The 12,704-nt window shown below is 38.7% G+C and carries 12 protein-coding genes; 10 read left to right on the top strand and 2 right to left on the bottom strand.

The features are described from left to right. Window positions 1-94 precede the first annotated feature (94 nt). The 9 genes from ribH to B494_RS0116830 all read left to right on the top strand — a co-directional run bounded on the left by ribH (window position 95) and on the right by B494_RS0116830 (window position 9,585). On the top strand, window positions 95-562 hold the full coding sequence (gene ribH, locus B494_RS0116870; protein ID WP_017473491.1) for a 6,7-dimethyl-8-ribityllumazine synthase: 468 nt from the start codon (window positions 95-97) through the stop codon (window positions 560-562). A 609-nt stretch (window positions 563-1,171) separates the two neighbouring features. Further along, window positions 1,172-2,269: a sensor histidine kinase gene (locus B494_RS0116865; protein ID WP_017473558.1), complete on the top strand. Its 1,098-nt coding sequence runs from the start codon at window positions 1,172-1,174 to the stop codon at window positions 2,267-2,269. Window positions 2,270-2,282: 13 nt separating this feature from the next. Beyond that, entirely contained in the window at window positions 2,283-2,915 is a 633-nt protein-coding gene (locus B494_RS0116860; protein WP_026065300.1) for a response regulator, read from the top strand. 138 nt (window positions 2,916-3,053) lie between these two features. Continuing rightward, entirely contained in the window at window positions 3,054-3,986 is a 933-nt protein-coding gene (locus B494_RS0116855; protein ID WP_017473556.1) for a daunorubicin resistance protein DrrA family ABC transporter ATP-binding protein, read from the top strand. A 13-nt stretch (window positions 3,987-3,999) separates the two neighbouring features. After that, window positions 4,000-5,274 carry an ABC transporter permease gene (locus tag B494_RS0116850; RefSeq protein ID WP_017473555.1) on the top strand — a complete coding sequence of 425 codons (1,275 nt, stop codon included), beginning with the start codon at window positions 4,000-4,002 and terminating at the stop codon, window positions 5,272-5,274. Next, window positions 5,274-6,350 carry an ABC transporter permease gene (locus tag B494_RS0116845; RefSeq protein WP_017473554.1) on the top strand — a complete coding sequence of 359 codons (1,077 nt, stop codon included), beginning with the start codon at window positions 5,274-5,276 and terminating at the stop codon, window positions 6,348-6,350. Before B494_RS0116850 ends, B494_RS0116845 begins: the two co-directional genes overlap by 1 nt. Window positions 6,351-6,436: 86 nt before the next feature. Next, entirely contained in the window at window positions 6,437-7,060 is a 624-nt protein-coding gene (locus tag B494_RS0116840; protein WP_017473553.1) for a TetR/AcrR family transcriptional regulator, read from the top strand. Window positions 7,061-7,075: 15 nt separating this feature from the next. Continuing rightward, window positions 7,076-7,981, top strand: a complete 906-nt coding sequence (locus B494_RS0116835) for an ABC transporter ATP-binding protein (RefSeq protein WP_017473552.1) — start codon at window positions 7,076-7,078, stop codon at window positions 7,979-7,981. Beyond that, the gene (locus B494_RS0116830; RefSeq protein WP_017473551.1) at window positions 7,981-9,585 is read left to right on the top strand and encodes an ABC transporter permease; all 1,605 of its coding nucleotides are present in this window, start codon (window positions 7,981-7,983) and stop codon (window positions 9,583-9,585) included. Before B494_RS0116835 ends, B494_RS0116830 begins: the two co-directional genes overlap by 1 nt. A gap of 461 nt (window positions 9,586-10,046) precedes the next feature. Here the strand turns inward: B494_RS0116830 and B494_RS0116825 are convergent, their stop codons facing one another. After that, window positions 10,047-10,682 (bottom strand): FMN-dependent NADH-azoreductase, encoded by a 636-nt coding sequence (locus B494_RS0116825; RefSeq protein WP_017473550.1) that lies wholly within the window; start codon window positions 10,680-10,682, stop codon window positions 10,047-10,049. A 155-nt stretch (window positions 10,683-10,837) separates the two neighbouring features. On the opposite strand from B494_RS0116825, the gene B494_RS0116820 reads away from it, so the two are divergent. Beyond that, complete coding sequence (locus B494_RS0116820; RefSeq protein ID WP_017473549.1) at window positions 10,838-11,758, top strand: ROK family protein; 921 nt, start codon at window positions 10,838-10,840, stop codon at window positions 11,756-11,758. A 124-nt stretch (window positions 11,759-11,882) separates the two neighbouring features. On the opposite strand, the gene queC is transcribed toward B494_RS0116820, so the two are convergent. Beyond that, the gene (gene queC, locus B494_RS0116815) at window positions 11,883-12,545 is read right to left on the bottom strand and encodes a 7-cyano-7-deazaguanine synthase QueC (RefSeq protein WP_033193721.1); all 663 of its coding nucleotides are present in this window, start codon (window positions 12,543-12,545) and stop codon (window positions 11,883-11,885) included. Window positions 12,546-12,704 lie beyond the last annotated feature (159 nt).

Raw genomic sequence — 12,704 nt, 5'->3', positions numbered from 1 at the left:
GATACAGATTAAAGCAAATCAAGATAATAAACACTATTTGTTTACGAAAAAATCAAAACTAGGTCATTTATTTAAAGATTAGGGGGAATTTAACATGAAACAACATATTGAAGGGAATTTGGTCGGTACAGATTTAAAAGTTGGTATTGTAGTCGGACGATTTAATGAATTTATTACAAGTAAACTATTAAGTGGGGCGGAAGATACCCTTCGACGTCACGGGGTTCAAGAGCAAAATATTAGCGTAGCTTGGGTACCTGGAGCATTTGAAATACCGTTGATCGCTAAAAAAATGGCCGAATCAGGTGGATATGATGCGGTGATCACATTAGGAACCGTGATTAGGGGGGCTACCCCACATTTTGATTATGTGTGTAATGAGGTGGCAAAAGGGGTTTCACAAGTGGCTATGTCTTCTGGCTTACCCGTTATTTTCGGTGTGTTAACAACAGAAACGATTGAACAGGCGGTTGAACGAGCGGGGACGAAAGCAGGCAACAAAGGGGCAGAAGCAGCAGTTTCAGCCATTGAAATGGCCAATTTAATTAAAACATTAAATTGAAGCTGTCGTATAAATAAAGATTAAAATAAAGACCAGTCTGTGACATAACTAAATAGTGAAATTTAATATCCGACCATTCTCAACTAAGCGTAGGTAAAACACGTAGACTCCTCGAAAATATCGAACGATTTTCTTCGTGCGATGTACGATCGAGGACGCTTTCCTTATCCTGTGAGAACAGCTCGAGCTGACGATCCATCGTGTGAAGTGTCCTTCTTCACACAGTGAAGGAATGTTAGACTAACCCCGTCCCGTCCTGGGACAACGTCTAACTGACCTACATCCTGTAGGCCCGAAGCCGTGCCCACGGCTAGGGAGACACTGCGTTTACCAAGATGTCTCCCTTGTGCTTGGGAGAGTGAAAGCGAAGTGTTTTACCGAAGCGCTATATGTATCAGACATTAATGTTCGGATTTTTCTTATCTTGTTACGCTTTTGTCCCGGCGTCTTTCTTATGGATGAAAAAATTGTATCCTAAAGAGGTTAAACAAGAAGTGATACATTTGAAGTTATCAGGTGTATAAATAAATCGTGAGAAACAAAAAACGGTCTTGCGATTTTTATTGAGTTTGCTATGCTTAAAACAGAATAGTAAAAAGGATGAAAAAGATGTATGCATTTTGGTTTAGTCTGCTTTATTTATTTGCGGTCTACTTTTTAGCGGTTTATCATCAAGGTTCTAATCCTATCATCATTTTATTAAGTGTCGTTTTTTTTACTTTATATTTCTTGTTACCTTTATTGAAAGCAAAGGTCTATTTGTTTAGTTTGTATATGCTTACTGGATTAGTTGTTATCATATTTTGGTTCGCTCATTTTAATGGTTTTGTAATTCTTACTTTATTTATCATTGCTAAACAGGCAATTGACACGCTATCTGGAAAAGAGCTCTATTTATTTCTAAGTGCGCAATACCTATCTGTTATATTGTCTTATCTTTTAGTGAATGATACGCAAAGCGCCATGTATTTTAGTTTGTTAAGTATTTTTATTGGTTTTCTCCTTTATAGTTGGTATACGACGAAACATAACTATCGGTCAATACAAGATGACTATGATCAAATCTATAATGAATATCGTCAACTTAAACGACAAGTTTTTAACAATGAAAAGGTAGCTAGACAGGAGGAGCGTAATCAAATAGCTAGAGAGCTCCATGATTCAGTCGGCCATCGCCTAACCGCTTTGCTTATGCAACTTGAAGTAGCAAGGTTACATGCCAATGAAGATAAAGAAAAGCAGAAAATGGTGCAACTAAAAGAATTGGCTCAATTAAGTTTGGATGAAACAAGAGAAGCGGTTAAAGCTTTAAAGAGTGAAGATATTGTTGGTTTATCGGCTATTATTCAATTGATTCGACAATTAGAATCGGAAAGCCATATTCGCGTATCCTTTACTTTACAGCCAGGGGTGCTATCGCTCGTTTTATCTAATAAACAATCTGTTGCTGTTTACCGGGCGGTCCAAGAAGCGTTAACCAATATGATGCGCCATAGTGGGGCAAGAGAGGCTGTCGTTGAATTTAGTCTTGTTGCTGAACGTTATTTTCGCTTTCAAATTAGTCATCATCATCAAAAGAAAATAGAAATTAAAGAAGGCTTTGGTCTACATGCGATGCGGGAAAGGTTAGAACAACTGAACGGTTCGTTAACGATAGCTCAGGCAGATAGTGTGTTTCGTCTAACGGGTTTATTTCCATTAGAATAGGGGGGGAGCAGTGGTGCTATCGATATTAATAGTAGAAGATCAGGTGCTGGTTCGGCAAGGGTTAAAAATGATGATTGAAACAGATGAAGAACTAAAGGTAATTGGAGAGGCTGATAATGGCAAGGAGGCGGTTACGCTTTGTGAGAAGCACTGTTTTGATTTGGTGATACTTGATATTCGAATGCCAATAATGAATGGACTTGAAGCAACACGGATCATTCGGAAGCGCTGGCCAAACCTAAAAATATTAATCTTGACGACTTTTAATGATGAAGATTATGCGCTGGAAGCTTTGAAGAATGGGGCTAATGGTTATATGTTGAAAAATGCGGATGCAGATCAGTTAATTCGGTCAATTCGTAGTTGTTTACAAGGTGGACTATCTATTGAAGATCAAGTCGCTGCAAAAGTAATGCCTGCGCTTATCCAAGAAAATCAGCAAGTTGATATTGACCCCCAATTGACTAAACGGGAATTAGATATTATTACAGGAATTGGTCAAGGCTTGAGTAACCGTGAAATAGCTGAAGACCTTTTCCTTTCTGTTGGAACCATTAAGAACCATATCTCTGTAATTTTAGATAAATTGGATTTGCGAGATCGAACACAAATCGCGATTTATGCGATTCGTCATCATATTGTTTAGTTAGAATCACAATTATCTGGGAAAGCTAAACATGACGGAGGTCATGATTTTTATTCAATTAAATGACTGTAGACAGTTTTGATGCTGTCTTTTTTTTTATATATTTAGATTATGAATAACAGATAAGAGGGTGACTTAATGTTAGAAGTAGAAGGGTTGAAGAAAACGTACAAAGCGACGAAAGCTGTTGATGGGGTTCAGTTATATTTGAATCATGGTGAATCTGTCGGGTTGTTAGGCCCAAATGGGGCAGGTAAGTCAACGACAATTTCAATGATGTCAACACTGATTACACCGACATCGGGTGATGTCAGATATAACAAAAAAAGTGTTTTAAAGCACCCTGACATTATTCGACCAGTTTTAGGCGTGGTCCCTCAAGAAATTGCATTATACGAAGAATTGTCTGCGTACGAAAACATGAAATTTTTTGGGAAAATCTACGGTTTGTCCGGGAAAAAATTAGAGAAGAAAGTTGACGAAGTTTTAGAATTGGTCGGTCTTAGTGATCGTAAAAAAGAACGGATTAAACGCTATTCAGGAGGTATGAAACGTCGAATTAATATTGCGGTGGCACTTATGCATGAACCAGAAGTGTTGATCATGGATGAGCCTACCGTAGGTATAGATCCACAATCACGGAGCTATATTCTAGATATGGTTCGCCAGCTTAACCGGGAAAAAGGAATGACCGTTCTCTATACGAGCCATTATATGGAAGAGGTTGAGCGCCTTTGTGACCGTGTTTATATTATGGATCACGGCCACATTATTGCTTCAGGTACGAAAGAAGAGTTGAAAAATATTTTGTCAGGTGAAGAAACCGTATTTGTTGAAGTTCAACAAATGGCACCAGGATTAGTTGAAAAGCTGGTTGCACACGAGGCGATACAAAAGGTAACAGAGGTTGAAAAAGGTTATAAAGTTATTGCGACAAAAGGCGAAGATTTGTTAGCAGATATTTTTAAGTTGGCAAGCACTATTGATGTGAAAATTACTGGTATACATGTGCAAACGCCGACATTAGAAGATGTCTTCTTGCATTTAACAGGACGGAAATTAAGAGATTAGGAGTGGGCAAGCGATGTGGAATATGCTAAAAAAAGATTTTTTAACGATCTCTCGTGACCGTTCAGAAGTACTCGTATTACTTGTTATGCCATTTGTATTAATCGCAATTTTAGGCTTTGCTTTGGGTGGCATCAACCAAGAAAATCAAGGGATTGCGGAGATACCGATTGCCTTAGTCATGAGTCAAGAGTTTGATCAGGAATTAGCTGCTTTTGAACAAAGACTTGAACAAGAAGGTTTTCCGATAGAGATGATTAATCAAGTCATTGAAAGTGCTGAAGCAATAGATCCGGCTACAATGCTGAAAGATCTTCTATTGACACCTGAGTTGGAAGGCACGATCAATACTGAGATAGGGTATCAATTAACAGAAGCACAACAGGCATTACAAGACGATGAAATTGCTGCAATCATCACGATTCCAGACCAGTTTTCTTATCAAACGTTATCAGCGATTTATCTAGACGAAGAGCCAAAGGTGTCGATAGAAGTGCTGGTTCAAGATTATGAGCAAATTCGTTCTGACGTGATTGAAAGTGTGGTCACCAATTTTGTTGATCAATATAATTTTGAAACGTCGATCGCTCTAGCCACAGGTGGGGAGGCGATTGAGACAGCTGTAAACACTGAAGGTTTTGGCGAGACAACGTATTTGTCTACGCAAGAGCCAGTGTCTGCTTTTCAATACTACACGATTGGCATGGCTGTGATGTTTGCTTTATATGTGGCTGCAACGGTTTCAAGTAATGCTTTTAAGGAGAAAGAAACACATGTGTTTGCAAGATTAATGGTTACAGGAGAAAAGCCAATCCGTTATTTAATTAGCAAAGCTGTATCTGCTACTGTGCTCACTGCTTTACAGCTCGCTATTTTATTTGTTTTATCAGGAGTATTGTTTCAAACATTTGCTAATCAGAGCTTTTCGTTTTGGTTAGAGATGTCTGTTATTACACTTAGTTTTGCACTAACAGTTGGAAGTGTAGCCACATTGTTAACGGCGATTGCACTACAGTTTAATAATGATGCGATTTCAGCTACATTTTCAGGTGGAGTTGTGACGATATTTGCCTTTTTAGGTGGTAGTTTTACACCTGTTGAACAAATCTCTCCAGTGATTCGTATGTTAGGCAATTGGACGCCAAATGGTGCAGTGATGACGGCTTACTTGCAAACGATTCAAGGCTTATCGTTTGATGCTGTAATGCCAATGATTTATCGTGTATTAGCTATGTCAATTGTGTTTATTAGTGTAGCGGTATTTATCTTTCCAAAAAGGAGGTTAGCATAGTGTGGACAGTATTTCATTTGCAATGGTTACGCTTAAAGCGTGAGCCATTACTTGCACTAACCTTTTTGGTGCTTACAGTTGTATTTGTTTTTTTTCTAGCTGGATCACAAGGTGCTCAGACGATAACGATTCAAACCTATAGTGATGAGTTATCAGAAGCAGAAATAGATCAATGGCTTGAACAGTTGAATCAAAGTGAGATGTTTGAATTTGAATATAATGACCGTTCAGAAGTGGAAAATTTGATTCGGATGAGTGCAATAAGTTTTGCCCTTGAGTTAGGAGAAGATCATTATAACTATTTAGTTGGCCAAGAATCCCATTACCTCGGAGCTGCCAATCAACATGTTGAACGGGTCTATCGATCGCAATTAAGAAAAGAAGAAGTCAAACAGCGATTTCCAGATCTAGTAATTGAAGAACAAGCTTTCATAGAAGTGGATATGCAAGCATTGACAACGAATACTTCCGATAATAATGAAATAGTTACCCATGTTATCACCGGGATGACGTTATATTTTGCTATGTACACCATTTTGCTTAGTATGATTAACCTGGTAACCGAAAAGCGCGCCGGTACCTGGAATCGACTTGTATTCTCTCCATTGAAGAAAACAAGTATTTACTTAGGGCAATTAACGCACTACTTTTGCTTAGGGATGATTCAAATTGGCATAAGCTTTTACTTGTTTAACCATATACTGGACTATAATTTTGGTTCGCAATATGTTGCGATTGCGGTGGTGTTGGTCGCATTTGTGTTTGCTGTTGTTGCATTAGGTATGTTAATCATGGGGCTTGTTCAATCCCCGCAACAACTACAAGCAGTCATTCCGATTGTGACAACGGGGATGGCGATGATAGGCGGTGCATTTTGGCCGTTAGAAATTGTTAGCAATGATATTTTGCTCTTTTTGGCAAGATTAGTACCTATTCAATATGGTATAGAAGCTTTAAAAGGTGCGATATTATATGAACAAAATGTAGTCGAATTGCTTCAGCCAATCTCGATTTTATTGCTAATGGGTGTTTTATTTATGGGAATAGGCGTGAATTTGATCGAGCGAACAAAATAATAAATATTAGTATTGACCACATTGGTCGACTGTGTTATATTTAAGTCGACCGATGTGGTCTATTTCTGTTGAGAGGAGGGTTCTAGTTGAATGATAAATTTTTTAAATTAGATCAAGAAAAGCGTGATCGGATTATTAATGCTGCCATGCAGGAGTTTGCTGAACAAGGCTATGATAAAGCCTCAACGAATCAAATTGTAAAGCAAGCAGGTATTGGTAAGGGAATGCTTTTTTACTATTTCGACAATAAACAGACGTTATATCATTATTTGCTTGATTACGGTCTGGATATGACACTAGATAAATTATTTAATGGAATTGATACAAGTGATCGTGATTTTATTGAACGCATGTATAAAATTACTGAACAAAAACTGGAGATCTTTAAACAATATCCGGATATGATTTCCTTTATCGGTACATTTATGTTGTCTGATCAAAGCGCTGTGCCAGACAGGATCGTTAAAAAGTACGAAGAATTACAAAAAAAGGGACTAGAGAAAGCTTATGAAAATATTGATTATTCACTTTTCAGGGAAGATATTGATGTTGAGAAGGCTTTTAAATTAATTCAATGGACGATTGATGGCTATGCAAATGAGCTTAAAGCACGATTACACAATCATAAATTTAATGAGATTGACTTAGACCCTTACAGGCAGGAATTTTATGATTATTTAGCTATTTTAAAGCGTGTTTATTATCAATGATTTGGAGGGATTAGAATGAAAGTCTTAGAAGTGAAACAATTGACGAAAACCTTTGGTAAGGTGCAAGCACTTGATGGTGTCGATTTAGCTGTGAATAAGGGGGAAGTTTATGGATTTATTGGTCCAAACGGTGCTGGCAAATCGACAACGATACGGATTTTATTAGGGTTATTGAAGCCAACATCAGGTTTTGCACGTCTTTTCGGTAAAGATGCTTGGGAGGATGCAGTCGCTATTCATAAACGTATTGCCTATGTACCAGGAGATGTTAATCTTTGGCCGAATTTAACAGGGGGAGAAGTGATTGATCTGTTTTTAAAAATGCGTGGTGTACGCGTAGATCAATCAAGAAAAGCACGTTTAATGGAGCAGTTTGATTTTGATCCAACGAAGAAATGTCGCACGTATTCAAAAGGGAATCGACAAAAAGTCGCCTTGATTGCAGCTTTTGCAGCTGATGCAGATTTATATATTCTTGATGAGCCCACCTCAGGCCTTGATCCACTAATGGAACGTGTTTTTCAACAATGCGTATATGAAGCAAAGAAAAAGGGCAGCAGTGTGCTACTCTCCAGTCATATATTATCAGAAGTTGAGCGTTTGTGTGATCGTGTGGCTATTATACGGCAAGGGGAAATTATTGAATCGGGTTCACTCGCATCTTTACGCCATTTAACACGGATTCAATTAACAATTGCAACGAAAGAGGTCGTACCTGATTTAGATAGTCAACCAGGTGTTCATGATTTTAAAATAGAAAACCAACATTACGTGTTCCAAGTGGACGCTGATCAGCTTGACGAGATGGTTCGTTATGTTAGTCAGTATGGTGTGGTTAACTTAGAAAGTGCTCCACCAACATTAGAAGATTTATTTATGCGTCATTATCAAGGGAGTACAAGCGGAGGAGGGGGTCAATAATGGCTAACCAACCTAATTATCAAACGGGTCTTATTTTCCGTTTTCTGTTTAAACGTGAAGTGGTAAAACTGCTCGTTTGGATTGTGCCAATTGTAGCGATGACCGTTACTATTGCATTGGCATTTAATGGTTTATACGAGACGCAAGAAGAGCGTCAAGCTTTGGCTGAAACGATGGAAAACCCAGCGATGAAAGCCTTAGTAGGACAGGGATATGGCTTGGACAATTATACAGATGGCGCAATGTTAGCGCATCAAATGTTACTGATGACGGCAGTAGTCGTGGCGATTATGAGTATGTTACTAATTGTAAGACTAACACGTGCTGATGAAGAAGATGGGCAACTCGAAATGCTTAGAGCTTTACCGATGGGGCGTCTCGCTCAAACGAATGCGGCACTGTTCGTTCTCGTGATTACCAATATTGTATTAATGCTAATAACAGCTATCTCACTTACTGCGTTAGGTATGGATTCAATCGACTGGGCAGGTTCATTGCTATATGGATCAGTACTAGGGACAACTGGCTTATTCTTTGGAGCGATTACATTACTAGCTGCACAGCTTTCAGATAATACGAGGGGAACGATGATGCTTGGTTATTTGGTATTAGGTCTCTCTTATATGATACGATCGATTGGAGATTCAGGAAATGAGCTGTTATCATGGTTCTCGCCATTAGGTATTTTGTTAGGCTCTGAAGTTTATGTGAACAATTATTGGTGGCCGATACTTGTTATCGTTCTATTAGCTATCATCATTATCGCACTGGCTCTTTATTTGCAACAGATCCGTGATGTTGGTGCTGGTTTGCTTCCACAACGATCAGGGAGAAAAGCGGCTTCACCAATGCTCCAATCTCAAATTGGCTTGGCGTTACGTCTATTACGCACATCATTGATTGCTTGGATTATTGGGATGATGCTAATTGGTATCAGTTATGGGTCTGTATTAGGTGACTTAGAAGCATTTCTTGGTGAGAGTGAGGCGATAATGGAGATAATTGGTGCGAGCGGTGATATGTCGATAACTGAGCAATTTATTTCAGTTCTATTGAAAATTATGGCTATATTCTCAACCATACCAGCTTTAGTCGTTTTTGTCCGTTTAAAAAGTGAAGAAAAGAAGGGACGGCTTGAGCATCTACTCGCAAAACCAGTTTCAAGAAAAAAAATACTTGGTACGTATCTTGGTTTAAGTTTTTTAACAAGCATTGTCATGATGTTAGCTGGTATTATTGCTTTAGCTGGTATTGGAGTAACGGTAATGGACGTTGATATCTCATTTAACACATTAGTTGAAGCGCAACTTGTTTATTTACCAGCGGTGTGGATATTAATAGGATTCGCGGCTGCGTTATACGGTTGGTGCTATAAATGGTCAAGGTTTATTTGGTTGTATCTACTTTTTTCATTTTTAACGGTGTATTTAGGGGATTTACTTGATTTGCCGGCATTTATTTTAGGGCTTTCTCCGTATTATCATATACCTGAGTTACCTACCGATCAGTTAAGTTGGGTGGTAATGGTTGTGGCAACCGGAATGGCACTGCTCCTTTCATTTCTAGGTTTTCTAGGTTTCCAAAGGAGAGATATCGAAACTTAATATAAAACGAAGGCCAATGGGTGTTTTCGCTCTTCTTCCACTGATCAGTAGTTGAAAGATCAGGACATTAGCGCCCGCCCGTTAGCTCCCGGGTTCTACTCTCTTTTCTGAGGCGAACCTTTTACCGACGGTTATCTGTGATAAATGGGGAGAGGCCGGGACATAACAAAATATGCTCTCCAAATACGAATGATGTTAGAATGTGTAGGTTTATCACATACCCGCAGAGGAAATATACTCCCTTTCTGCGGGCACGGCTTCAGCTAATTCAGTAAAGCCAAAAGCGCTTTACTGAATGGATCTTCAGCTCGTGCTGTTCCCGCTAGAGTGTCGCATATTTCCTCAGCTATTTGATATCATTCGTTTTAATATAATAAAGACGAATAATCCATTCACAAAACAAACGGATCATTCGCAACTGATCTTACGTCTTTTACTTTTGTCCCAACCTCTACTCATCCTTAAAAAGTTTTGGCTAAATTTTGAGCTTGTTGCTCAGCTTCTGCTTTAATGTCTTCTTTTCGATCTGGCATTTGGTCATGGCCTTCTACAAATAGCCCTTGTAAATCTTCAACACCAAAGAAAGTAAGGATGGTTTTGACGTAACGATGTCCCATTTCTTTAGCAGCCCCAGGACCTTGTGAATAAACGCCACCACTAGCCTGAATATGTAGCGCCTTTTTACCTGCTAATAGTCCAACAGCGCCTTGTTCCGTGTGTTTAAATGTTTTACCGGCCACCGCCACTGCATCAAAGTAAGCTTTTAAAATAGGTGGAATGGATAAATTCCACAAAGGTGAAGCAATCACGTATTTGTCTGCTTCAATGAATTGTGAACACAACGCATCTAATCGTTGGACTTTGTTTTGCTCAGCTTCTGTTAATGAAGTGAAATCCGCCCCACTTTGTAATTTGCCCCAGCCCGCGAATACCTCCGAGTCAATGTAAGGGATATAAGAGGCATAAAGATCGACCGTGATAACCTCATGATCAGGATTGTTTTTTTGATAGGCCTTAATAAACGTATCCCCAACTGCTTTACTGTATGACATTGAGGCATCATTAGGGTTCGCTGTAATATATAATACTGTTGTCATATTTTGACCTCCTTAATTATTTGTCTTAATGAATTTTAACACTAATGCGTTGATTTTGTCTGTTTTTTATTAAAATAGCTTGCTAATTATTATGAATAAAAACACAAATATTATTGTGCAAATCATGAAAGCGCTTGTATAATAAGGAGTAATAGATGTTTAGAAAGAATGGAGTTGTTTATATGTATCTTGTATTCGATATTGGCGGGACATTCATCAAATATATGACTATGGAACGATCGGGCGAACCAGTTAATGAAGGAAAATTTCCAACCCCTTATCAAGATCTTGAAACGTTAATTGAAAAAATGGCATCCATATATCAAGGTTTCTCCAAGCGAGTTAAAGGCATCGCAATAAGTTGCCCGGGGACGGTTGATGTTAATCAGGGTATTGTCTATCATGGCGGAGCATTAACTTATCTCCACGAGCAAGCTCTTGCTAACAAGCTTCAAAAAAAATGTAACGTCCCTGTTTCAATAGAAAATGACGGGAAATGTGCAGCGTTAGCTGAGAAGTGGCAAGGTAGTGTGAAAGATTATCAGCAGAGTGTTGTCCTGGTTTTAGGCACCGGTGTTGGCGGTGGTATCATTATTGATGGTAAACTACATCGCGGTGTACATTTACAAGCAGGTGAGCAGAGTTATGTTATGGAATGTTATGACCATGAGACAGGAAAAGCAGCGTTTGCTGGCAAAGCTTGTTCCGCTTCAAGGATGGTAAATGAGATTGCTAAACAAAAGGGGCTCGAAAGAAATGATGGTCAAGGTGTCTTTCAGTATATTAATAATCAAGATCCAGAGGCGGTTACTATTTTTGAACGTTTTTGTAAAAATGTTGCTGTTCAAATTTTAAATTTACAATATATTATTGATCCAGAGATCGTGGCAATTGGGGGAGGAATAAGTGTCCAGCCAGCTTTATTAACGGGAATAAAAGAGGCAATTGAAGTAATTAAAGCCGATAATCCATTGCATATGGCTTCGCCACATGTTGTCACTTGTCATTTTAGAAGTGCTGCTAACCTGTACGGTGCTCTTTATCATTTTTTATTACAACATGAAAACGAACAGTGATTTATTGAAAGCGGTGAAATGACTTAATTGTCCAGTAGCCTTAATATGACATGAAGTAGTCTGGGACAAATGGGATAGAGTAAAGTTAAAGGGTCTTGTTTTGTCCCAGATGACTAAGATTTGGTTATACATTTTTTTGCAGAAATTGATCGAGGCCACGTTGACGGAGCTTGCAAGCAGGACATTCACCACAACCGGAACCCCGTATACCTTCATAGCAGGTTAGTGTTTTGTCACGAACAAAGGTGAAGGCATCAAGGCGGTCAGCTAGTGCCCATGTTTCAGCTTTGTTTAACCACATAAGTGGGGTATGGATAACAAATTGTTGATCCATAGATAAATTTAAAGTTACATTTAAAGATTTAATAAACACATCTCGGCAGTCAGGGTAACCACTAAAATCAGTTTCACATACGCCGGTAATAATATGTTTGGCTCCTATCTGGCTGGCATAGATGGTTGCAAAGGTAATAAATAATAAATTTCTTCCCGGCACAAATGTTGAAGGAAGTTCACCATTATTTCCTTCTGAAATCTCGATGTCATCCCGAGTAAGGGCGTTAGGTGCGAGTTGATTAAGCAGTGCCATATCTAAGATGCGGTGCTTTACGCCCAATTCCTGAGCAATCTCCTTTGCTACTTCTAATTCCTCTTGATGCCTTTGGTTATAATCAAAGGTAACCACTTCAACCTCCTTAAATTTATCTTGTGCCCAAAATAAACATGTGGTACTATCTTGTCCACCACTAAACACAACAACTGCCTTATCATTAATCACGTTTATCATCCTTCTTTTGATTGGTAACCCATATTTTAACACAAATATAGGTTTAATCACAGATAACTGTTCGTAAAACACCTGATTCGAGATAGAACGTAGCGCTACATCTATTTAGGCGGGTGATAACGAAAACTAATGTTCTGATTCTTGCAATTATCAATCAGA

The sequence above is a fragment of the Amphibacillus jilinensis Y1 genome, assembly GCF_000306965.1.
Lineage (GTDB): Bacteria > Bacillota > Bacilli > Bacillales > Amphibacillaceae > Amphibacillus_C > Amphibacillus_C jilinensis.
Note: the sequence above shows the minus strand (reverse complement) of the source record. Positions and strands in the feature narration are given on the sequence as shown.